The organism is Mycobacterium bulgaricum (genome assembly GCF_041287165.2).
Classification (GTDB): domain Bacteria; phylum Actinomycetota; class Actinomycetes; order Mycobacteriales; family Mycobacteriaceae; genus Mycobacterium; species Mycobacterium bulgaricum.
The window spans coordinates 496,074-518,878 of sequence record NZ_JBGGKV020000002.1 but is presented as its reverse complement, the minus strand read 5'-3'; the positions used below and the strand labels follow the sequence as shown (position 1 = coordinate 518,878).

Genomic DNA, 22,805 nt, shown 5'->3' with positions numbered 1-22,805 from the left:
CGCGCCGTCGACGATCGGCGGCGTCTAGTAGCTGATGGGAGGATGGGGGCATGGCTGACGACGCAGAACGCGAATTCAACGAGCGCAACATCGAGGAGTTCCGGGCCAACGGCGGAAAGGTCGGCGGTCAGTTCGAAGGCTTCCCACTGCTGCTGCTGACCTCCACCGGCGCCAAGAGTGGGGAGCAGCGCGTGACACCGACGGCGTACTTCGACATCGAAGGCCACCTCTACATCGTCGGCTCGGCCGCGGGCCGAGACCGAGACCCCGCCTGGGCGTTCAACATTCGGAAGAACCCCGAGGTCATCGTCGAGATCGGCGCTGATCCGCCGAAGCCGGCGACGGCGCACGAAGTCTCGAGAGAAGAACGCGACCGCCTCTACGCCGTCATCGTCGAACAGGCTCCCGGTTTCGGCGAGTACGAGAAGCGCACCGACCGCGTCATCCCGATCTTCGAGCTCGTCACCGACTGAGGGAATGTGACCGCGGTCGCACCGCGTTCCCCTGGGCATGGCGAAGATGACGAGCGACGAACGTGAGCAGTACCTGTCCGAGCTCCACGTCGGGGTGATCGCGGTGGAGCGGCCCGGCAGGGCCCCTCTCGCGGTGCCGATCTGGTACGGCTATGAGCCCGGCGGTGAGGTCCTGCTCTGGACGCAGGCCGACTCGATGAAGCACCGGTTGATCCGCGACGCAGGCCGCTTCACCATCACCGTTCAGGATGAACGGCCTCCGTACCGCTACGTCACCGCCGAAGGTGATGTCACGGCGATCGAACCGGCCGAGGACGCCGAGGTGCGCGCGATCGCGGTGCGCTACCTGGGCGAGCAGGACGGCGGCCGGTTCGCCGACGAGAACCTGAACTCCGGGTCGATCGTCATCCGGATGCGTCCCCAACGGTGGCTGAGCACGGATTATTCGAAGTAGTCCGACATCGTCACGAACCGGCCGGGGCCGGCGCGGGCGGTGGTGGGACACCCGGCGGCAGCGGCGGGGGCGGCGGCGGAGGCGGCGGTGTCGCCAGCAGGCGCACGATGTCGGGCTTCATCGCCTGCAGTTGTGCGCCCCAGTACCCCCAGCTGTGGGTTCCGTTGGGCGGGAAGTTGAAGACCGCGTTACGGCCGCCCGCGGCGAGGTATTTGTCGCGGAACTCCTTGTTGGTGGCGATCGTGATCGTCTCCAGGGACCCGGCGCTGAGGTTGACGCCGAGATCGGTGCCGGTGTCGAGGTCCGAGGCGATCCCGTTGCCGCAGTAGATCCACAACGCGGTGCGGTTGGCGACAAGTCGGTTGATGTTGAGCATCGGGTCGGCCCGCAGCCACGCCGCCGAGCCCGGCTTGCCCCACATGTCGAACGAATCGAAGCCGCCCGCATCCTGCATCGCGATGTCGATCAACGGCGGCCAGAACTTCTGCGAAGGAGCCAGGTACCCCGACAGCGATGCCGCGAACTTGTACTGGCGGGGATGGTAGGCGGCCATCGTCAGCGCCGCGCTTCCGGACATCGACAGCCCGACAACCGCATTGCCGAAGGGGTCCTGGCCGCGGTTGGCCGCCAGCCAGGTCGGCAGCTCGTTGGTCAGAAACGTCTCCCACTTGTACGTCAGTGTGCCGTTGCGGTTCTTCGCGGGCCGGTACCAGTCGGCATAGAAGCTCGACTGACCACCGACCGGCATGATCACGGAGATCCCGGACTCGTGGAACCATTCGAATGCCGCGGTGTTGATGTCCCAGCCGTTGAAGTCGTCCTGCGCGCGCAGACCGTCGAGCAGCAGCACCGAATGCGGTCCGCCTCCCTGGAATTCGACGCGGATGGTCCGGCCCATCGACGGCGACGGGACGTCGAGCTGCTCGATGGGCAGGCCGGCTCGCGAGAACGCATGCCCCTGAACCGGGGTGCTCATGGTGAACAGACCGGCCGCGAGCACGGTTGCGACGGCGATTCGGGTGCCGGCGCGGGCGATGCGCTGGGCGAAGGACCTCACTCGCGCGAAGTTAACAGCGGGACGGCTGTGGGCCGTTGGGCGCGCAGCGCGGTGATCGGGTTGTTATCGAGACGTTGCCAGAGCGAATCAAGCGCGCTAAGCGACGCCTGGCGTCGTGAAGCGCGCCGAATTCGCCAGGAGGACGGGAGATTGGGCCATGAATCGTGGTGTGCTGCCGCGGTGTTCGTCGGCGGCGTGCACGGTGAACGGGTGCACGACGTACATGTCGCCGGGCATTCCGGTCGCGTAGCGAACCGGGCAGTCGGCACTGGCCTCGTCCACGAGCGCACCGGCTTCGACCGCGTCGTACATGCGGTCGCCCAGCGCGGCCGCCACCAGGCGGTGTGAGCCGGCCCGAATCCGTGTCGGCGCGTCGTCGAGCGTCACCTCCGACAGCAGCGTCAGCAGCAGCAGGGTCTGGGGCCGGTTGCTGACCATCCACGTCCCGTCGGGCAGCTGGGTGTTGAGGTCGACGTGCCAGCCGCGGTCCTCGGCGGCGGGCACCACCGGAAACCGCACCGCAATGTTGCCCAGCGATCCGCGCGGCACCCAACCCCCGTCGCCGCAGATCGCGTCCAGCGTCTCGGCGAGAGCGGCGCTGCAGGCGATTTCGCCGAACGGGCCCTCGCCGGTGAGGTCGGCGGTCCACATCACCGGCTGCATCCACGTCGTCGGATCGTCGGGGGAGGCGTCGAGGCGCTGCCACAGCAGTGCGCGCGCCGCATCGGCGATTTCGCGCGGAGCGGCCTCGGGGATCTTGACGAATCCGTCGGCGAAGAAAGCGTCGACCATGCCGACACCCTGGCACGGCGGCACTGCGACACGCCAACGGTTTTCGCGGCGGAGCGGCTGATATCTCGCGTCTGCGCCGATCGTGCGTCATCGTTGAGGTATGGCGAAACAAAAAGTCCCCAGACCCACCGACATCAAGGCCATCGCCGCCGCCGCTGCGGAGGCGGCCGAGGCCGCGCAAACTGTCGCGACGAGCGCGCTGCGCATCCCGCCCGCGTCGATCAAGCTCGCGGCCGAAGTGCCCGATCTGATCGAGAACCTCGCGATAGCGACGGAGCGCCTCAATGTGGCGGTGGACCGGATGGAACGCTACCTCGCGCTGGCAGGTCCCATGCTGCGCACGATGGATGCCCTGCTACCGCAACTGGAGGCGCTGGTGTCGACCGGGAACGACATCTACCGGACCGTGGCGTCGGTACCCGGCGTCTCCACGTTGGGCCGGTTCACCAACCGCGGCTCGGATTCCCCCGGCGAGGCCAAGCAACCGAAAACCCGCGCTCCCAAACGCAAGTCCTGACGCCGGCAGGGCCATCGCGGTGGTGTCGCCGAAGACCAGCCCCCATACCGTCTAGTCCAGGTCGACCGACATCGGGCGCACACCCCAGATCTCGTCGCAGTACTCCCGGATCGCGCGGTCCGACGAGAACATGCCGCTGCGCGCGGTGTTGCGGATCGACATCCGCGACCACTGATCGCGGTCCAGCCAGGCGTCGCTGACCTGAGCCTGGCAGTCCATGTAGGACCGGAAATCGGCGAGCACCAGGAACGGGTCGTGGTGGATCAGGTTGTCGACGATCGGGCGCAGCACCTCGGTGTCGCCGTGGGTGAACTCGCCGCGCGCAATCAGCTCCAGCACGCCCGCGAGTTCCGGATCGGACTCCACGTAGCTCACGGGCCGATAGCCCTCGGCCTTGACCTTCTCGACCTGGCTCTCGGTGAGCCCGAACAAGAAGAAGTTCTCCGCGCCCGCCTCCTGGCGGATCTCGACGTTGGCGCCGTCGAGCGTTCCGATCGTCAGCGCGCCGTTGATCATGAACTTCATGTTCCCGGTGCCCGAAGCCTCCTTGCCCGCCGTCGAGATCTGCTCGGAGAGGTTGGCCGCCGGATAGACCAGGTGGGCGTTCTTGACGTTGAAGTTCGGCAGGAACACCACTTTCATGCAGCGGTTGACGTCGGGGTCGGCGTTGACGACGTCGCCGACGGCGGTGATCAGCTTGATGATGCGCTTGGCCATGAAGTACCCGGGGGCGGCCTTGCCGCCGAAGATGAACGCGCGCTGCGGAATCGACAGGCCCGGGTTCTGCTTGAGCCGCTGATACAGCGCGATGATGTGCAACACCATCAGGTGCTGGCGCTTGTACTCGTGGATTCGCTTGACCTGCACATCGAACATCCACGTCGGATCCAGCTCGATGCCGGTGGCGCCGTGCACGAACTCGGCGAGCCGAGCTTTGTTGGCGCGCTTGACATCTCGCCATCGCTGCCGGAACGACGGATCGTCGACGAAGGACTCCAGGCCGTGCAGCCGCTCCATGTCGGTCAGCCAGCCCGGTCCGATCGTCTCGTCGAGCAGCGTCCGCAACCCCGGATTGGACAGCGCCAGGAAGCGCCGCGGCGTCACACCGTTGGTGACGTTGCCGAACCGCTCGGGCCACATCTCGTAGAAGTCCTTGAGGACGCTCTGTTTGAGCAACTCCGAATGCAGCGCCGCGACACCGTTGACAGCGTGGCTGCCGACCGTGGCCAGGTGCGCCATCCGCACGCTCTTGCCACCGTCCTCACCGATCAGCGACATCCTGCCGACCCGCTCGTCGTCGCCGGGGAACTTCGCGCGGACCTCGTCGAGGAAGCGCTCGTTGATCTCGTAGATGAGCTCGAGGTGGCGCGGCAGCGCCTCGCCGAAGATGCGCAGCGGCCACGTCTCCAGTGCCTCCGGCAGCAGCGTGTGGTTCGTGTACCCGAACGTCCGCACGGTCAGGTGCCACGCGTCGTCCCACGACAGCTGGTGTTCGTCGATCAGCAGCCGCATCAGCTCGGCCACCGCGATCGACGGGTGGGTGTCGTTGAGCTGGATCGCCCACTTGTCCGGCAGCGCGCTCAGCGGAAGCCCGGCACGCTCGAGGTGGATGTTGAGGATGTCCTGCAGCGAGCACGTCACGAAGAAGTACTGCTGTAGCAGGCGGAGCCGCTTGCCGGCTTCGGGCTCGTCGTTCGGGTAGAGCACCTTCGACACGGTCTCGGAGACGACCTCCTGGTCGACCGCCTTGTAGAAGTCGCCGCTGTTGAACGCCTCCAGCGCGAACGATTCCACCGCGCGCGCACTCCACAGTGTCAGCGTGTTGCAGGTGTTGACGCCGTAGCCCTGTACCGGGGTGTCGTAGGAGACGCCCTGCAGCACCCGCTGCGGGATCCAGCGCACCCGTAACCTGCCCTTCACGTCGACGTACTGCTCGGTGTGGCCGCCCCAGTTGACGACGTAGCTGGCGTCGGGCTTGTCGATCTCCCAGGGGTTGCCGCGCACCAGCCAGTTGTCGGTCTTCTCGACCTGCCACCCGTCGGCGATCTCCTGCCGGAAGATGCCGAACTCATAGCGGATGCCGTAGCCGATCGACGGGCGCTCCAGCGTCGCCAGCGAGTCCAGATAGCAGGCCGCCAGCCGTCCCAGCCCGCCGTTGCCCAGGCCCGGCTCGCCCTCGATGGCCAGGATCTCGTCGAGGTCCTGACCGAGGTCGGCCAGCGCCACCCGCGCCTGCTCCTCGATGCCGAGGTTGAGCAGGTTGTTGCCCAGTTGCGGGCCCATCAGGAATTCCGCCGACAGGTAGCACGTGACCTTGGCCGACAGATCCAGCCAGTCCTGCGTCGTCGCCATCCAGCGCTTCTGCATGCGATCGCGGACCGCCAGCGACAGTGCGCGGTAGTAGTGCTCGGACGTCAGCGCCGCGGCGGGCCTGGCGATCGAGTACAGCAGGTGGTCTTTGACCGCGGCGCGCAGCGCGTCGGCCGTCAAGCCGGACCGGGTCTGTCCCGTCGGCCCCAATGGCACCCCGTTCACCTGGGTGGACTCGCCCGAGGCGGGGTTTACGACATCGGTCACGGCGTCTCCTGCGGTCTCAAGCTGAACAACGGACGCGTCATTGTGCCGCCTGAGCGTTTCGGATCTGGGTCGGGAGTGTGAACGCCGGGTTTGTCGGCGCGTCGTTTACCCGGGGATTGCCGAGAGGAATATTGACGATGTTGACTGTGTGAATGGCGATCGGTGGTGACCGCGGTGCTGCGCTGCGCGCATTCGCCGCGGCCAGGGTGCCGCCGCTGCGCCCGCTGCTCGCCTGGACGTTCGCTGTCGGCGCCCTGTGCTTCGCGGTCCGCGGACTCGTCTACGTCGACAGCTGGTCGTACGCGATGGTGTGGCCTGCCGTGGCTGCCCAGCTCGTCGCGCTGCTGAAATCCCCGCGCAGGCACTGGCCCGTCTACCTCGCCTCGTTCGCCGTCATCCAGATCCTGCCCGCGCGTTTCGCGCTCGGCCTGTCGCCGGAGGTCGGCGTGCTGTCGACGATGACGGCGGCCGCGTTCGCCGCGCTGATGCTGCACCGCGACCAGGACTGGGTGAGCGGCCGTAGCGACTCGCTGCTCAGCTGGCGCCGATTCCTGTTCTACGGCGTCTTCCTCGCGCCGCTTCTGGCAAGCCCGATCGGCATCGCGAGCCTGGTCTGGAACGGTGAGATCGCCCCGACCCGGAGCTCGCTGGTCTACGCCGCGATGGCCTGGTACCTCACCGAGGCCGTCGGCATCGCGTTCCTCGTCCCGCTGATGCTGCGCTGGGACCACTACCGGCGCAGGCACACCCGGCGCGAGGTGCTGTGGTTCACGGCGATGACGGCGCTGACGGTCGGGCTGTGCGCCGCGTCGGCGACCAAGTCCAGCTTCGTCCTCGTCTTCCTGACCGGCCTGCCGGCACTGCTCGTGTTGATCCGGTCCGGGATCGCGGCCGCGTTCGCCGAGATGGCCGTCGGATCGGGCCTCGTGCTCGGCAGCACGTTCGCCGGCTACGGGCCGTTCGCGGCGTCGCTGGACAACCCGGGGCAGGCGATGATCTCCGCCCAGGTGTTCGTCCTCGGTGCGTTCACGATGGTGGTCATGGTCGCCGCGGCGCTCGAGGACCGGATGCGGCTGGCGGCGCTCGACAACGCCAGCTACAAGGCCTACGAGCTGGTCGCCGAGCTGACCGGTGACGTGGTGATTCTCGTCGACGCGGACGGCAACCTGCTGCGCCGGGCCACGCCCGGCCACGAGATCCTGGACCTCCCGGACGGCCGGATCGACAAGGAGATGTGGCTGGAGCAGGTGCATCCCGACGACCGGGCCAGCCGCGCCGACTTCCCCGAATCAGGTGCGCTCGGGCCGTCCGACCCGTTCCGCATCCGCAAGAAGAACGGCACGTGGGGCTGGTACATCGTGCACAGCAGGCGTACCCCTGACGGGCTGACCGCGGTGGTGCTACGGGACGTGACATTGGAACGCGAAGTGCAGGATTCGCTGACCGACATGGCCAACACCGACCCGCTGACCGGTCTGGCCAACCGGCGCGGTCTGGCGCTGCGGGCCGCCGAGATCTGGGAACGCGCCCGCACCGACGGTGAACAGGTCACGGCGCTGTTCATCGATCTGGACCACTTCAAGTCGTTCAACGACCTCTACGGCCATCAGGCCGGCGACGAATGTCTGCGCCAGATCGCCCGCGTGCTCAAGAACCTCGCCGACCCGTGCCTGTGCGTGCCTGCGCGCTACGGCGGCGAGGAGTTCGCCGTCGTGCTGTCCGGATGCGACATGCCGCACGAGTTCGCCGGCGGGCTCGCCGCGGCGATCCGCGCCCTCCGGATACCGCACCTCGGCACGGACTCGGAGACGGTGACGATCAGCGCGGGCGTCGCGACGCTGCGGCCGTGGCACACCACAGCCGCCGATGCCGACACCGCCGTCGCCGAACTCCTCGACCGCGCCGACAAGGCGCTCTATGTCGCAAAGTCGAACGGCCGCAACGCGATTGCAGTGTTCAGCAAAGACGGTACAGACACCGTGCTAATCGGCGAGCAGGTTCACCACGCGGGAGAACACCCGCGGGAGGCCGCAGGCAGCGGGCACGATGAGTGACCGCAGCGGCGAGGAGCTTGCGTGCAGCACACCGGCGGTGAGCAGCCGGTAGCGGCGGGTGACCTCGCGCCACTGCAGCTCGTAGTCGCCGGGCCGGTCGGCGATCACGCTGTCGACGAGCAGGCGCGAGGCGGCAAACGCCAGACCCAGGCCCTCCCCGGTGAGCGCGTCGACGTAGCCGGCCGCATCGCCGACCAGCATCACCCGGCCCGCGACGCGGCTTCGTACCCGCTGACGCAACGGGCCCGCCGCGCGGTCGGGTTCGTGGGCCAGCCCGTCGATGCGCTGGCGCAGCCCCGGAAACGCGGCGAGGTGCTGCTCGAAGCGCCCCTGCCGCGAGGTGAGGATCGCGATGCCGACGCAGTCGTCGCCGACGGGCGTGATGTAGGCCTCGGTGTGTTCGGACCAGTACACCTCGACGAACTCACTCCACGGGGCCACGGCGACGTGGCGTTTGATGCCCCATCGTTTCGTCCTGCCCGGGGCCAGCTGCAGACCGAGTTCGGTCCGGATGGGGGAGTGCAGCCCATCGGCCGCGGCGAGGTAGCGGGCCCGGATCCCGTTGACCGTCACCGATTCCGCGTCCTGGGTCAGGGGGCCGGCCTTGTCGTGCACGAGTTTCACACCGGCCCGCTCGGCTTCGGTGAGCAGTGCGGAGTGCAACATCGTGCGGCGCACTCCGAAACCATGCCCACTGGTGAAGTGCGCTGTGACAGCGCGCTTCCCGTCGAAGTACGAGATGCCCTTGAACGGTTTGCCCTCGGGCTGCGCGCCGAGGAGGGCGAGCCGGCGAACGGCGTGCGGCATCAGCCCCTCCCCGCACGCCTTGTCGATGGGTCCGGTGCGCTTCTCGATCACGACCGTCTCCAGGCCGGCGCGAGCGGCGTGGATGGCAGTGGCGAGCCCTGCGGGCCCGCCCCCGACAACCACGAGGTCGATCACCGCGGTGCGGCCGTCAGCGACTGGAGGGCCTTGTTCTCCACCGAGATCCGCACCCACAGCAGCAGCGCGTTTAGCACGGTGAACACCAGTGCGGTGACCCAGGCGGTGTGCACGAGCGGCAGCGCGATGCCCTCCACAACGACCGCGACGTAGTTGGGGTGCGACATGAACCGGTACGGCCCTCCGGTGACGCGTCCCGCGTCGGGCACGACCACGACCCTGGTGTTCCATTGGTGGCCGAGTGTGGTGATGCACCACCAACGCAGGACCTGGGCGGCCACCGCGACGACGACCATCGACCAGCCCAGCAGCGGGATGAAGTCCCGGTGTGCGGCTTCGTAGAGGCAGCCGACCAGCAGGCCGGTGTGCAGCACCACCATGACGGGATAGTGGGAAAGGCCGAACTCGATGCCGCCGTGGGCTTTGCTCCACTTCAGATTACGTTGGGAGACAACCAGTTCGACGACGCGTTCGACCGCGACGGCGGCGATGAGAACCGTATACGCGAGCATCGCTCCGTCTCTCACTGCCAGCGCAGAAGGACGAGTTCGGAGCAGAAGCCGGGCCCCATCGCCATCAGCAGGCCGGGCTCGCCGGCCGTCGGCCGCTTGGCGATGGTGTCGCGGAAGATGTGCAGCACCGACGACGACGACATGTTGCCCACCTCGGCCAGCGACCGCCACGACAGCTCGAGGGCGTCGTCGCCGAGGTCGAGAGCCGCGGCGATCGCTTCGAGGACTTTCGGGCCGCCGGGGTGGGAGACCCAGGTTGCGATGTCGGCGACGCGGAGGTCGTGCTCACCGAGGAACCCGCTCATGTCGTCGGGCAGATAGCGCATGATGAGCTCGGGAAGTTCCGGGGACAGGACGAGCTGGAATCCGTTGCGATTCACCGTCCATCCCATGATGTCCAGCGAGTCGGGGTACATCCGGCTGCGGGTGTCGAGCACTGCGGGTCCGGCTGCGTCGATCGCGCCGGCACGGTCGGCACCCGCGGCGATGACGGCGGCCGCACCATCACCGAACAGCGCGCTGCCGACCAGGCTGCCGATGGTCGGCGTGAGTGCGGGACGGGTGAGCGAGCACAGCTCGACCGACACCAGCGCGGCGATGTGGTCGGGTGCGCCCTTGAGGTAGTCGTGCACCCGGGCGATGCCCGCCGCGCCCGCGACGCAGCCGAGGCCGAACAGCGGCACCCGGCGCACGTCGGGCCGCAGCCCCAGCCGCGCGGCGATGCGCGCGTCCAGCGACGGTACGGCGATGCCGGTGACGGTCGTCGACATGATCATGTCGAGATCGGTTGGCTTGAGCCCGGATTCGTCGAGCGCGGCGACAAGCGCCTCGCAGGCGAGGTCGACCGCGTGCTCGATGTAGAGATCGTTGGCGTCGCCGAAGTCGAGGAGTTCGCCGTAGCGCTCCAGCGGCAGGACCAGATGACGGGCGTCGACCTTGGCGTTCTTGTGGAGGCCGCGCACAAGATCCTTGACGCCCTGGAAGGCGGGCACGGCGAGAAAGGCCTCGGTCACTTCGTCTTGCGTGTATCGGTGCGGCGGCAGTGCGCCCTGCACCGCTGCGATGACGCTGATCGGTTTTTCACTCATGTGCTGACCTGTTCTGTCTCTTTGATTTTGGGTTTCGCCGCCGGTTCTTCACTGAAGCCGAGGCGCTCGTGCACACGTTTGAGGAAAGGTGGCGCCCACCAGTTCACGCGACCCATCAGATGCATGAACGCGGGAACGAGGACCATCCGGACCAGGGTGGCGTCGACGAGGACCGCCAGGGTGAGCCCGAGGCCGAACATCCGCATGAACGACACATTCGCCGCGATCAGCGCCGCGAACGAGATGGACATGATCAGTGCGGCGGCGGTGATGATGCGTCCGGTGTGGGCGATGCCGAGCGCCACTGCTTCGTCGTTCTCGTGGCCGTCCAACAGGAATTCTCGGATCCGTGCGACCAGGAACACCTCGTAGTCCATCGACAGGCCGAACGCGATGCAGAACAGCAGCACCGGCATGTTCGCGACGAGCGTGCCCGTCGAGGTGGTACCGAGGCCGGACAGATGGCCGTCCTGGAAGATCCACACCAGCGCCCCGAATGCGGCAGTGAGCGAAAGTATGTTCAGCACAAGCGCTTTCAACGGCACGACGATGCTGCCGGTGAGCAGGAACAGCAACGCGAACATGATGACGGCGATCAGGCCCAGTACCAGTGGCAGCTTGTCGGTGATCGCGTCGACGCTGTCGCGGTTGATCTGGGCGGTGCCCGTCATCTGAACGTCGCGCCCGCCCGGCCCTTCGACGGCGTGCATCCGGTCGAGCTGGGTCTCGGACGCGTCGGAGAACAGCGGCGCGGAACTGGTGACGGTGAGGAAGGCGCTTCCGTCCTTCTCGCCGGTCGGCGCCGACGGCGGGCCGGCCTTGGCGCCGTCGACGAACGTCCCCGTCGGCGCCGAGACCGCTGGGACGTCGGGGACGCGGGAGAGTTCCATCGCGTACGTGGTCAGGTCGGCCGGGTTCAGTCCGGCGCTGTCCGGGAGGACGATCGTGACGTTCGTGTCGGTGTTTTCGGCGAACTCATTGCGCAGCTGGTCGCCGACCTGGTGAGCAGACGCGGTCTGCGGCAGCACGCGGTCGTCGGGGAAGCCCCATTTGACGCCGAGGAACGGGGCGCCGAGCACCAGCAGCAGCACGACGACGATCAGCCCGAGCGGCAGCGCGCGGCGCATCACCGACGTTGCACAGCGGTACCAGAACCGCTGCTCGACGGGCACCGGCTGCGGTTCGGGCCTGCGCAGGATGCGACGCACCAGCTTGCGGACGTCGAATGAATCGAGGCGGTCACCGAGCAGAACCAGGGCCGCGGGCGTGATGACGACCGCGGCTGCCGCGGCGAAGGCGACGGTCGCCACCCCGGCATAGGCGAACGACTTGAGGAAGTGCATCGGGAACAGCACCATCGCCGACATCGACAGTGCCACCGTCGTCGCCGAGAAGATGACCGTGCGCCCGGCCGTCGTCATCGTGCGCTTGATCGCCTCCGGGCGGTCCGCACCCGCGGCGAGTTCGTCGCGGTAGCGCGACAGGATCAGCAGTGTGTAGTCGATGGCCAGCGCCAGACCCATCGCGGTGGCCAGGTTCAGCGCGAAGATCGACACGTCTGTGGTGAATGTGACCAGCCGCAGCACGGCGAGTGCCCCGATGATCGCCATGCCACCGATGGCCACCGGCAGCGCGGCGGCGAGCAGTCCGCCGAACACCCAGACCAGAACGAGGAAGCTCAGCGGGATCGCGAGCGACTCCATGACCAGCAGGTCGCGTTGGGACTGTTCGGTGATCTGGACGTTGACCATGGCGGTGCCGCCGGTTTTGACGACGATCCCGTCTGGGTCCTCGGCGGCACGGCTGACCTGATCGGAGATCTGTTTGGCCCAGCTCTGCTGCTGCGCCTCGGTGCCCTTGATGCCCGCGACGATCAGGCCCGCCGTGCGATCGCGGCTGACAAGGTCGGCCGCCGCGGCCGGAGGGGTGGTCCAGGGGGAGGACACGCCTGCGACGTGCGGATTCTCGTTGAGATCGGCGACGATGCCGGTTCCGACGTCGCGGACTCGCTGCGCGTCGATGCCGTCGGGGGACGACACGACGATGAGCATCTGGACGTCGCCCTGCTCGAACTTGTCGGTCAGCAGCGCCGCGGCGTGCGCGGATTCCGAGCCCGGGTCGGAGAAGCCGCTCGGTGACAGAGTCTTGGCGACCGGAACTCCGAGCACCCCGAGCGCGACCGTCAGCAGCGCCGCCGCAACAAGGATGCGGCGTGGGGCGGCAAGGGCCACGAGGGCGATTCTGTGAAGCAGTTGAGTCTCCAGTCCAAGAGGAAAGCGCCTCAATTTACGACACGGAATACCGCCTGTGGGGGTTCACCTTTCGGACATATTCGGACCGGGGTCCGCGCGGTGTCAGCGAATCTCGAAGTGTTGGTAGTCCAGCGGTGATTGCCAGTGGCCACCCCAACGCCAGCCCCTGTCGACGAATGCGCGCACCGCAACGTCCCCGTCGTTCAACATCCCGGGCTCGATGCGGGATCGATCGACCCACGGCCCGGCGTTGGCGGGCTCGTATCTCCCGCTGCTGGGCACATAGGGATTCAACTTGGGATTGATGTCGATCGCGCGGCCGTAGGCGTGCAGCGACCAGCTGTCCGAACCGGGGATGCCGCGGCAATTGAACGCCGAGGTGTTGTTGTCGCGCATCGACAGCTCGTCGTCGGCGCCGGGGTAGTCGTCCACGGTGCGCATCTTCTCGATCGGGAACCGCAGCCGGTGGAGTTGGTCGAACACCTCGATGACCCTGTCGGTCAGGCTCCGGTGCACCACCAGCCTGCCGCGGTGGGTCTGCCCGTCGAATCCCCAGAAGTCCAGGTCGACGCGCATGAGTTCGTCGGGACCGGCAGGACAACCGGGACGCCATGTGGTCCCCAGGTCGGCGACGCTGACGGGACTGGTCACCGCGGGCTTCGCCTGCGGCGTCGGGGTCACACTGCTGAACGTCTCCGGTGGCAGTTCCGGGATCGCCGGCGCCGGCGACGGTTCGGAAGGCGGCGGTTCGGACGGCGGCGGCGCCGGGTTCGACGTCGGCGCGCACTGCACCAGCGCCGCCGCCATGACGGTCAGCGCGGCCATTCCCGCAACTCTCACCGACGCCAACCTACCCGCCCGAAATCGCGATTAGGCACGCTAATCACTTCTGTTAGTGGGGCTTTCGAAATTGACGGATAGATCACAAACCTGCCGTCATTCATGTGATGTGTGCCATTGCCGCGTTATATTGTGTCCGTCATCACAGAGAGGACGTGTCATGGTCGGAATCGGTGAGGGCGCAATGGTCCCGCAGGCTGTCGACTCGCGCCGTGCGGCGCATGCGTCCGGCCAGGTGAACTGGGTGCTCGCCTTCCTCATGCTGACGATCCTGGTCGCTGCCATCGCAGGTGTCACGGTCGCGCTCTTCGGCGGTATGCCGACGATTGCGCTGGTGATCGCGCTGATCACGGGCGCAATCTTCGCCGGCGTGGCCTGCTGACCCGTCAGGGGCGCGCCAGAAAATCGACCAGCTCCTCACGCTGCGCAAGAGGGACGCGCGGCGATTTGGCGTTCGACAGATGCAGCGCGCCGATGCCGATGGCGAACAGCCATTTCGACCGTTGTTCGGCGACGGCCTCGCTCAAACCGAGATCGAGAAATGCCTGTCGAACCGCTGCGCGGGCACGGCGGTCGGCGGCCATGACGCTGCGGGCGGCCGCCCGATCCGATCGGGCCCATTCGCGCATCGCCCGCTCCAGCATCCACTGACGAGGGCTGAGCAGGAAGGCCGTCATCTGGATCAATCGGTCGCGGGGTTCCAGCCTTTCGAGGTCGGCGAACCGGCGGTGGTCATCGTCGCGCCACTGCGCCCAGGCCGACACGAGTGCGGCCTTGTAAGCACCCATGTCGGTGAAGTGCCAGTAGAAGCTGCCCTTGGTCATCCCGAGGCGGGCCGAGAGGGTGTCGATCTTGAGTGACGTGAAGCCGTCCTCCGCCAGGATCGCGAACCCAGCCTGCAGCCACTCCTCGGGGGTGCTGCGCCCCGCCCCGCGGCGCCCGGGTCTGGCCACCGCGTCAGCTTAAGACTCCGCGACACCCGGCCCAGGATGGCCACCGCGGTTCGCGGGCGCGCACGCCCGTCCGGCACGTCGCCGGGACGGCCGTTCGTCCCCGCGCCGGCGCCGCCGCAGCAAGCCGATTCGGTGCCTCATGATCTGATGACATTGTCCTGCAGCACAATTCGATAGACCCCTGATATCAACTCATCGTCCCTTGAATTAGGTTGCGGGCTTCGGCAGATGGTCGGCTACCTGGCCGGGGCCAGCATGTCCTTCCACTCCTCTCCCGTCGGGACAGGCGAATTCACCCTGAAGACCGTGCCGTCGGCGGCGACGACCTGGCCGCGCGACACGTCGTAGATCGTCGAAGAGATGTCTGCGGGTGTATAGGTGCACTGCACAGGTTGCTGCCCACTGCACTGAGTCGTACCCGAACGCGGCGGTGTCAGCGGATCGCTCATCGGTGGCGGTGACGGGGACAGCGCGTCCGCCGGCGCGGGATTGCGGCCGTTGTTGATACTGGGCGCGGGGATGACCATTCCTGGGTTGACGGGTTGATCGCACCGCGCCCCGGGTGCGGGACACGCGAGGATCTGGTTCGGATCGCCGTACCAGGGATTGGTCCCCGCCGGGATATAGGGCTCCTCGCCGCGGCACTCCTCCGGATTGGCGGCTCGCTTGCCGGGTACGTCCGCGCACGGGTAATTGCGCGCCCCACGCACCACATTGGCCTGAAAGTCCTTGGGGATCTTGCAATACGCGCGCGCCGGCGGATCGATGGTCGTGGTCTCCGCGGGTGATCGCCACTCGGAGGCCGGCAGGAAGCCCGTCAGACACGGTGGAGGTTCGTTGATGGCCAGCCGGAAGTCGAGCGCTGCGGAGTCGGGGAAGGGGGCGACGACGGTCTGGGCGATGGACGCCCCCTGAGGCAGGAACACGAGGCCCTGTTCGACGCCGGCGTTGTACCGCTTCAGCATGTCGAACACCACCGCGGTGTTGGCGAGCACCTGCGGAAGTGCCTCCTGCACACCGCCGAAGACGGCACCCAACTGCTCCGCGGTGGGGGCGGCGGTCCGCAGGATCGCGCGCACCGATTCGTCCTGCTGTGCGCTCTGACGCGCGAGGTCAGCCACGTTGCGCGCCCACCGGTTGATCGCGGCGCCGGAAGAGACCTGGCTTTCGAGGAGGGGGCCCGAGTCGTCGATCAGGGCATCGAGCGAATCGGCGTTGGCCGCGAGATCGCCGCCCAGAGCCTGTGCCGAGTCCACCAATCGCTGCAGCGTTGGACCGAGGTCGCCCACCGACCTCGATGTCTCCTTCAACAGCGCGGCGAGCTTGTCCTGAGGAAGGGCATCGACGGCTTGGTTGGCCGCGTCGATCAGCGGCCCGATGGGTTGCGGGACAGTGCTTCTGACGATCGTCTGGCCGTCGGCGAGGAACTGTGCGCTGGAGCCGTCGTCGACGAGGTCGAGGAACTGCTCTCCGACCGCCGACACCGAGTGCACGTTGGCCACCACGTCGACGGGCACCCGGTACCGGTCGTCGACTGACAGCGTGGCCCGCACGCGGCCACCGATCGGTTCCACCGAGGTGACTTTGCCGATGGTGGTGCCGCGGTAGGTGACGTTGGCGGTCGGATACAGCCCACCGGAGGATTCGAGCTCGACATTGAGTGTGTACCGGCCGATCCCGACGAGGGCCGGCAGGCGCAGGTAGTAGATCCCCAGCACTCCCACGGAGATGACGGTCAGTATCGCGAACACGATGAGCTGCACGCGGCGGCCTCTGCTGAGCATCGCTACCGCCCCCGCTCAGGGGGGAGGTCGGCGGGGTTCGGCGTGTAGCGGACATCGGGGATCATCGTGGCCGGGTCACGTCCCCACGCCTGCTCGAGGGCGCGCAGCGCCCCGGAGAACCCGGTGCCGCTCAACAGCGCGTTGTCGATGGCGCTGAGCGTGAAATCGAGGGTCGCCGAGATGTTCACGTAGTCTCCGCGCACCACCTTGGGCACGTCGTCGATGTTGAACGGGGCGGTGAGAAGGACTTTCAGCGCGCCGAGCACATACGGCGCCGCATAGCCGAGCTGGGTGAGCGGCCGTTGCAGAAGGGCCAGGTTGGTTTCGAGGTCGGCCCGGGAAGCCTCGACGGCGTCGCCGGTGACCCTCGACAGGCGCCCCAGGGCGATCGTCGCGTCGGCGAACACCTCGCGCTGCGCGTCGAAATGCGCGATCAGAGGCGGCAATTCGGTGAGCGCCGCGTCGACGACGTTGTTGCCCGCAGCAAGGATCTTCAGCAGGCTGTCGGTGGCGTCGAGGGCGCGGGTGATGCCGTCGCGCTGAGCGTTGAGTTCGGTGACGAAGGTGTCGAGCCGGCCGAGGAACTCCCTGATCTGTTCGGCGCGGCCGGTGAACAGCTTGTCGAGCTCGGTCGAGATGGAGTCGAGGTTGGAGATGCCGCCGCCACGCACGACGGTGGCGATGCTGGCCAGGGTCCGCTCCGTTGTCGGGAATGCCGCGGTGCGCGCCAGCGGAATGGTGTCGCCGGTGCGTAGCGGCTGCGGGGACGGATCAGGCGGGGCAGCCAGCTCGACATGCTGGCTGCCGAGCACGCTGGTCTGGCCCACCTTCGCCGTCGCATTGCGGGGCAGCCTGACCCCGGCGTCCAGGTCCAGCGTCAACAATGCCTTCCACGGCCGGAACTCGATCTTCGACACACGCCCGACGAACACGTCGGCGACGCGAACGCGACTGTTCACGTTGAGCGCCAGGGTATTTCGCAGCTCGACGTAGATGGTCGAATGGTCGGGGCCGGTTCCCGGCCCGCCGGGCATGGGAACGTTGGCCAGGCCGCGCCATGAGCCACAGCCGCTGACGAGCACCAGGCAGCACAGGAGCGCAACGGCTTTCCCGATGGGGTGTCTCACGGCTGTCCTCCCACTTCGGCGGCCAGGGGCGGTGTCGAGGGTGCAACGGTCGGGGTCGGCGCAGGCTGCGGATACCACGGTGGCGGGAGCGGGTTGTTCTGATCGTAGGAGTTGGGCGGTGCTCCGCCCCGGACCCCGGCCTGAGGTGGCGCGGGATCGGGGCCGCCGAGGAGTGCGGACAGTGAATCGGGCGTCAGCATCTGACGTGTCAGGGCCTGGACGTCGAGTCCCTGCATGCCGGGTGCCACCACCCAGCCCGGTTCGTGATTGCCGTGGGAGAACAACGTGTCGCGGGCCCACAGCCCGGGAACCGTGGTGTCCTTGAATCCAGGGGGCGGGCGCAGCCGCTCCTCGGAATATGCGACGTATTTCGGCAGGGTGCTGGCGGTGGTGAGGGGCTGCATGCCGAAGGGCAGGTAGTTGAATTTGATCGCGTCGAGGATGGGAGCCAGGTACTGCGCGCACAGTTCCGCGGACTCCTGATATCCCAGCCGGCTGCCCGCCTGGATCGAACTGCAGAGCAGCTGAAGTGGATTGGCGAAGTTGTTGAGCACCGGCACGGCGGTCAGGGCGCCGTTCACCGGCGAGTAGATGTTGACGAAGTTGCCGCCGAACGACGGCAGGACATGGAGGGTGTTCTCCAGGCCCCGGCGGGCTTCGGGCTGCAGCAGCGCGTCGGTGACCTCGCGCAGGTTGTTGACGTCGGTGACGGCGACATCACCGTTGAGCGCGAGGAAGTCACTGGTCCGGTTGAGTAGTCGCCGGAATTCCTCGACGCCGCGCGCGAGTTCGTCATCGGAGTCGCTGAGCGCGCCCGTCAACGTCGCCAGATCGGTGTTGAAAGCGCTGAACTGCTGATCGCTGGTGCGCAGCGTGCTGACGAACAGGGCGAGGTTCCGCACCACGGAAAACAGGTCGCCGCGTCCCTCGTTAAACGCGGACAGGGCATTCGACAGACTGGTGAACGTCGCGTTGAGCTGATCGCCTTTCCCGGCCAGACCGTCGGCGAACGCCGAAACGACCTCCCCGACGGGGCCCTGGGGTTGTTCCGGTGTCGGTCCCAGACCGTCGAGAACAGCCGCGAGCTGCGCACGGAGATCGTCCCACTCGACCGGAATCCTGGTGCGTTCCAGAGGGATCACCGCTCCGTCGGCCAGGGCCTGCCCGCCACGGTAGGGCGGTGAGAGCTGGATCGCGCGGGAGGCGACAAGGCTGGGGTTGACGATGGATGCCGTCGCGTCGGCAGGAACCTTGACCGAATCGTCGAAGTGCAGAACGACCTTCGATCTCCCGCCGCCGGGTTCGATCGAATCGATGGTGCCCACCCGAACACCCATCACCAGCACCTGGTCGCCCGGGTACAGCGCGATGGTGCTGGGGAAGTAGGCGGTGACCGTGGTCGTCGTCAGGTTGCGGTAGACCCGGTGGCCGAAGACGGCCGCACCTACTACGGCGACCGCCGCCACGATCGCCACCACCACGAGTACGCCGATGCGGCGGGGTGTCATCTCCGGCAGTCTCATCACGTCACTGACCCACCTGTGCCGGCGGGGGCGCCGTGGGGACGGTCCGCGCGCCGGAGGGCGCGTCGGGAAGAGGCACCGGCGTGCCGGGCACGACCGGCGGCGCCTGGCCCGGAATCGCGGCGACCGGAATCCCTGGCGCAGGAACGCGATCGGGCTGCGGATCGGATACGGCGACTCTGGGCGGTCCGTAGTTCGGGCCATAGGGATTGTCGCCGAAGGGTCCTGTCGTTTCCCGGCTGCAGGGGAGAGGGTCGCCGGGGGACGGCAGCGCGCCGGGGGTGTAGGAGCACGGTGAGCCCTTCTCTACCGCAGGCCCCGGGAATTCGGGGGTGCCCTCCAGCGGTGCCGGAGACGGAGGCGGCGCGCCGTTGGGGAAGCCTCGGCCGTTGGGGTCGGGAAATCTGAAGGCGGGCAGGCCCGCATCGCCCCAGAACTTCTGCGGGTCGATCCCGCGCTGCTTGAAGGCGGCGTCGATGAACGGCTGCAGGATCTGCCCCGGGATCAGGTTGGCCACCATCACCTTGAAATACGGGCCCGACGCGACGGCCTCGGAGATCGCACCGACGAACCTGTCGACCGTCGCCAGGGTCTGTGTGAGTTTCGCCCTGTTCTCGACCAGGGTCTGGGAGAGCGTCCGCAGCTGTATCAACACCGCGTTGAGGTTGGGGTTGTCGTCGATGAGTCCCGCCACCTGAGTCGAAACGGCGCTGACATTGCCCAGCAGCGTGTCGATATCGGATTGGCGGGCATTGAATTTCGCCAGCAGAGCCTGCGCGTTGACGACCAGCTCGTTGATGTTGTCGCTGCGATTGCCGAGCACCGTGGCGACCTGATCGGCGTTGGCGAGCAGTTCGTTGAGCTGATCGTCGCGGGTGCCGATCGTGTCGGAGAACGCGGCGACGCCCTCGAGTGCGGTGGACAATTCCGGTGCGGTCGCGGTGATGGTCTCCGACAGCACGTTCAGCGACTCCTTGAGGCTGTCGATGTCCCACCCGGCAGTCGAGCGGGTGAGATCGTCGAAGGCGTCGTAGATCTGGTACGGCGTCGTGCTCTGGTCCAGTGGCAGCGTCGCGTTGGCTCTCAGCCGGGTCGAGCCGCGCGGTTCGATCTCCAACGTCTTCTTGCCCAGGATGGTGTCGGTACGGATACTCACGCGGCTGTCGGTTCCGACCGTCGTCGCCCCCAGCGTGAACCCGACACGGACCCGGTCGCCATCCACCTTGACCGACGACACCGACCCCACGTCCATGCCGTTGAGCCGCACCGTGTCTCCGGTGTGCAGACCGCCGCTCTCGCTGAACTGCCCGAAGTACTCCGGGGTGGCGAACAACATCGGAACGGTCGTGATGCTCTGCCCGACACCGGTCACCAGCGCGGTGATCACGATGCCCATGAAACCGTTGCGGACGAGCTTGCCGGAGGACAGTGTTCTCATTTCGGAGTACACCGTCCCGACGGCTGACCGAGCAGCTTGACCGTGCGTACCGGACCGCCGGGTTGCAGCCCGTTGAGCTTAAGACTGGCGTCGCAGAGGTAGAAGTTGAAGAAGTCGCCGTAGATGCCACCGGACCGGGCCAGTATCGCCAGCGCATCCGGCAACCTGTTCAGCAGATCCGCGAACTGCTCGGTCTGGCCGACCAGCGGCTCCTGCACCGTCTGCAGTTTCGACACCGTGCTCTGCAGGACGGGACGATTGTCGGCGAGCAGATCGGCCAGGGTTCCGGCGACGTCTCCGATGTCAGCGACTCCCGCCGCGATCGCGTCACCCCGCTCGTTGAGCCCGGCGACCAGATTGCGCAGATCGACCACCATCCCGTCGAGGTCCTGCTGGTGTCGAGCTGTGGTCTGCAGCAGCACGTTGAGGTTGGAGATGACCTCACCGATGACGCGATCGCGTTGCGCCAGGGTCTGCGTCAGCTGCCCTGCCTGGATGAGGATGTCGTTGATCGTGCCGCCCTGCCCCTGGAAGACAGTGATCAGCGATCGGGCAATGGTGTTGACCTTGTCCGGGTCGAGGGACTTGAAGAGAGGTTCGAAGCCGCCGATGAGCGCGTCGAGGTCGAGCGCGGGTTGGGTGCGTTCCACGGGGATCACCCCACCGGGCATCAGCGGTGCGGCCGGTGTGTCGATGGGCCCCTGCTCGAGCTCGAGGAAGCGGTTGCCGATGAGGTCGGCGTACCGGATGCGGGCTCGCGTTCCCTCATCGAGGGGCAGGGACTCGTCGACATCGAACGCGACGACGATGGTGTGACCGTCGGCGTCGAGGTGGATGTCGCCGACCTTGCCGACCTCCACTCCGGCGGCACGGACGAACTGGCCGGGCCGGATTCCGCTGGCATTGCTGAACTTTGCGAGATAGGTGTGCGTGCGATCGAACCGCAGCTGACCGAACACCACGATGATCACCGCGGTGAACGTCAACAGGACCAGCGAGGCGGCGCCGAGCTTGAGCGCGGTGTGTCGAAGCGTCATGGATTGACCGTGTACTCACCGACCTGGCGGCCCCACACATACTCGTTGAGCAGGGGTTGTCCCAGTTCGAAGTGGTTGAAGGGGGCCACAGAAGCCCCCGTGTCCATGACCAGAGCAGGCGCCGGCCACAGGTCGCGGGTGATGGGCTGCCAGCAGCCGGCGGAGCCGCCCGGCCCGCCCCTGGCGTTGGTACGGGGCAGGTTGTCGGGGTAGACGTAGGGCGCGGCACCGCCCAGCAGTTCCGTGGACGTCACCGCGGCGTATCCGTTCTTCCCCAGTGCCGCTGAAACTTTCGGGGCCACGTCGTGATAGTTGCGAATGGTGCAGAACAATGCGGGCGAATACTCGTCGAGCAGTGCCGCGGTGGGCGTCAGGTCTGCCTGGCCGCGCACCAGAAACGGTGTCGAGCGCTCGATCGTATCGGCGCCGGGCTCTGCAAACCCCAGCGCAGCCAGCAGCGTGGCGTCGAGGCTGTCGCGCTCGTCGTAGAGTGTCCGGGCGGTGACGACCGCGTCCCGGAGTCCGTCGAGCAGGGGCTGCGCGGCTCCCCGGTAGATGTCGGCGAGGGCGGCGAGCCGATCGATGTCCTGCCGCACCTGTGGCATTCGTGGATTCACCCGGGTGAGAACCGAATTGGCGTCCACCAGGGATCGGCCGAAGTCGTCGCCGAGCCCCGTCAGGGCGGTCGCCGTCGCCTTCAGCGTCATGTTGAGCTCGATCGGGTCCACCTTTTCGGCAATGTCGGTCACCGCCTCGAAGAGGGTGTTGAATTCGGTCGTCACCGCCCCCTGTGCGACGTGTAGTACGTCCGACGACGTGACAGGGCGCTGGGGTTCGCGCGGCGAACGGAACGACACGTACTTGTTGCCGAACACCGTTGACGCCGTGATGGTCGTCTCGACGTTCACGGGCAGCACCGGCAGGTATTTGGGGTCGACGTCGACAAGGATGCGCGCGGATGGAACGTCTCCGTCGCTGATCAACTGCACCTGTGTGACCCGCCCGATCGGCACACCGTCGAGGGTGACCTTGGACCCGGGGTCGAGCACCAGGCCTGCGCGCGACGCCAGCACCGTCAGTTGGGCCGAGGGCGCCAGTGCTCCCCGGAACTGAAGGTAGACCAGCGTCAGCACCGCCACCGCCACCACGACGAGCAATGCACCAGCCGGCTTGTAGGACCGCCGGCCCCGTCGTTCGGCGGAGCGGGTCACAGTCGGCGCGGTCCGTCGTGGCGTCGGCCGATCAGGCCTGCTCGCGGTGAGGACTGCATGGGCCGCCCCTCGATCAATGCGCCGTGTGCGTCGCGCCAGTACAACATACTTTTCCGTACAGAGATCCGGTTTCGGCAAACACGGAAAATTGACGGGCACGCTTGGGTGTGGCCG

At 67.3% G+C, this 22,805-nt stretch carries 20 protein-coding genes; 5 read left to right on the top strand and 15 right to left on the bottom strand.

Going from position 1 to position 22,805, the window contains the following annotated elements; translation table 11 throughout:
• Window positions 1-50 precede the first annotated feature (50 nt).
• Together ACAG24_RS09050 and ACAG24_RS09045 are read left to right on the top strand one after the other, a co-directional pair.
• A complete protein-coding gene (locus tag ACAG24_RS09050; RefSeq protein WP_370472170.1) occupies window positions 51-473 on the top strand; it encodes a nitroreductase family deazaflavin-dependent oxidoreductase in 423 nt (140 codons plus the stop codon).
• A gap of 37 nt (window positions 474-510) precedes the next feature.
• Window positions 511-927 carry a pyridoxamine 5'-phosphate oxidase family protein gene (locus tag ACAG24_RS09045; protein WP_370472171.1) on the top strand — a complete coding sequence of 139 codons (417 nt, stop codon included), beginning with the start codon at window positions 511-513 and terminating at the stop codon, window positions 925-927.
• A 10-nt stretch (window positions 928-937) separates the two neighbouring features.
• Here ACAG24_RS09045 and ACAG24_RS09040 read toward each other — a convergent pair whose 3' ends face one another.
• On the bottom strand, window positions 938-1,903 hold the full coding sequence (locus ACAG24_RS09040; RefSeq protein WP_370472625.1) for an esterase family protein: 966 nt from the start codon (window positions 1,901-1,903) through the stop codon (window positions 938-940).
• 177 nt (window positions 1,904-2,080) lie between these two features.
• Window positions 2,081-2,776 (bottom strand): phytanoyl-CoA dioxygenase family protein, encoded by a 696-nt coding sequence (locus ACAG24_RS09035; protein WP_370472172.1) that lies wholly within the window; start codon window positions 2,774-2,776, stop codon window positions 2,081-2,083.
• A gap of 100 nt (window positions 2,777-2,876) precedes the next feature.
• On the opposite strand from ACAG24_RS09035, the gene ACAG24_RS09030 reads away from it, so the two are divergent.
• A complete protein-coding gene (locus tag ACAG24_RS09030; protein WP_370472173.1) occupies window positions 2,877-3,293 on the top strand; it encodes a hypothetical protein in 417 nt (138 codons plus the stop codon).
• A gap of 51 nt (window positions 3,294-3,344) precedes the next feature.
• On the opposite strand, the gene ACAG24_RS09025 is transcribed toward ACAG24_RS09030, so the two are convergent.
• The gene (locus tag ACAG24_RS09025) at window positions 3,345-5,870 is read right to left on the bottom strand and encodes a glycogen/starch/alpha-glucan phosphorylase (RefSeq protein WP_370472174.1); all 2,526 of its coding nucleotides are present in this window, start codon (window positions 5,868-5,870) and stop codon (window positions 3,345-3,347) included.
• 152 nt (window positions 5,871-6,022) lie between these two features.
• Here ACAG24_RS09025 and ACAG24_RS09020 point away from each other — a divergent pair, with 152 nt between their 5' ends.
• Entirely contained in the window at window positions 6,023-7,924 is a 1,902-nt protein-coding gene (locus tag ACAG24_RS09020) for a sensor domain-containing diguanylate cyclase (protein WP_370472175.1), read from the top strand.
• Here the strand turns inward: ACAG24_RS09020 and ACAG24_RS09015 are convergent.
• From ACAG24_RS09015 to ACAG24_RS08995, 5 genes are all read right to left on the bottom strand, one after another.
• Window positions 7,853-8,866, bottom strand: a complete 1,014-nt coding sequence (locus tag ACAG24_RS09015) for an NAD(P)/FAD-dependent oxidoreductase (protein WP_370472176.1) — start codon at window positions 8,864-8,866, stop codon at window positions 7,853-7,855. The genes ACAG24_RS09020 and ACAG24_RS09015 overlap by 72 nt on opposite strands.
• The gene (locus ACAG24_RS09010) at window positions 8,863-9,378 is read right to left on the bottom strand and encodes an isoprenylcysteine carboxyl methyltransferase family protein (protein WP_370472177.1); all 516 of its coding nucleotides are present in this window, start codon (window positions 9,376-9,378) and stop codon (window positions 8,863-8,865) included. The genes ACAG24_RS09015 and ACAG24_RS09010 overlap by 4 nt, the downstream gene beginning before the upstream one ends.
• A gap of 11 nt (window positions 9,379-9,389) precedes the next feature.
• Window positions 9,390-10,466 carry a 3-oxoacyl-[acyl-carrier-protein] synthase III C-terminal domain-containing protein gene (locus ACAG24_RS09005; protein WP_445206180.1) on the bottom strand — a complete coding sequence of 359 codons (1,077 nt, stop codon included), beginning with the start codon at window positions 10,464-10,466 and terminating at the stop codon, window positions 9,390-9,392.
• On the bottom strand, window positions 10,463-12,718 hold the full coding sequence (locus tag ACAG24_RS09000; protein WP_370472627.1) for an MMPL family transporter: 2,256 nt from the start codon (window positions 12,716-12,718) through the stop codon (window positions 10,463-10,465). The genes ACAG24_RS09005 and ACAG24_RS09000 overlap by 4 nt, the downstream gene beginning before the upstream one ends.
• Window positions 12,719-12,820: 102 nt before the next feature.
• Window positions 12,821-13,543, bottom strand: a complete 723-nt coding sequence (locus ACAG24_RS08995) for a M15 family metallopeptidase (RefSeq protein ID WP_370472628.1) — start codon at window positions 13,541-13,543, stop codon at window positions 12,821-12,823.
• 175 nt (window positions 13,544-13,718) lie between these two features.
• On the opposite strand from ACAG24_RS08995, the gene ACAG24_RS08990 reads away from it, so the two are divergent.
• Window positions 13,719-13,940 (top strand): hypothetical protein, encoded by a 222-nt coding sequence (locus ACAG24_RS08990; protein WP_370472178.1) that lies wholly within the window; start codon window positions 13,719-13,721, stop codon window positions 13,938-13,940.
• 4 nt (window positions 13,941-13,944) lie between these two features.
• Here the strand turns inward: ACAG24_RS08990 and ACAG24_RS08985 are convergent, their stop codons facing one another.
• The 7 genes from ACAG24_RS08985 to ACAG24_RS08955 all read right to left on the bottom strand — a co-directional run bounded on the left by ACAG24_RS08985 (window position 13,945) and on the right by ACAG24_RS08955 (window position 22,631).
• Window positions 13,945-14,511 (bottom strand): TetR/AcrR family transcriptional regulator, encoded by a 567-nt coding sequence (locus tag ACAG24_RS08985; RefSeq protein WP_370472179.1) that lies wholly within the window; start codon window positions 14,509-14,511, stop codon window positions 13,945-13,947.
• A 236-nt stretch (window positions 14,512-14,747) separates the two neighbouring features.
• A complete protein-coding gene (locus tag ACAG24_RS08980) occupies window positions 14,748-16,295 on the bottom strand; it encodes an MCE family protein (RefSeq protein ID WP_370472180.1) in 1,548 nt (515 codons plus the stop codon).
• A 2-nt stretch (window positions 16,296-16,297) separates the two neighbouring features.
• The gene (locus tag ACAG24_RS08975) at window positions 16,298-17,422 is read right to left on the bottom strand and encodes an MCE family protein (RefSeq protein WP_370472181.1); all 1,125 of its coding nucleotides are present in this window, start codon (window positions 17,420-17,422) and stop codon (window positions 16,298-16,300) included.
• Complete coding sequence (locus ACAG24_RS08970; RefSeq protein WP_370472182.1) at window positions 17,419-18,930, bottom strand: MCE family protein; 1,512 nt, start codon at window positions 18,928-18,930, stop codon at window positions 17,419-17,421. The genes ACAG24_RS08975 and ACAG24_RS08970 overlap by 4 nt, the downstream gene beginning before the upstream one ends.
• Before the next feature lie 19 nt (window positions 18,931-18,949).
• Window positions 18,950-20,383 (bottom strand): MCE family protein, encoded by a 1,434-nt coding sequence (locus tag ACAG24_RS08965; RefSeq protein ID WP_370472183.1) that lies wholly within the window; start codon window positions 20,381-20,383, stop codon window positions 18,950-18,952.
• On the bottom strand, window positions 20,380-21,420 hold the full coding sequence (locus ACAG24_RS08960) for a virulence factor Mce family protein (RefSeq protein ID WP_370472184.1): 1,041 nt from the start codon (window positions 21,418-21,420) through the stop codon (window positions 20,380-20,382). The genes ACAG24_RS08965 and ACAG24_RS08960 overlap by 4 nt, the downstream gene beginning before the upstream one ends.
• Entirely contained in the window at window positions 21,417-22,631 is a 1,215-nt protein-coding gene (locus ACAG24_RS08955; protein WP_370472185.1) for an MCE family protein, read from the bottom strand. Before ACAG24_RS08955 ends, ACAG24_RS08960 begins: the two co-directional genes overlap by 4 nt.
• Window positions 22,632-22,805: the final 174 nt, after the last annotated feature.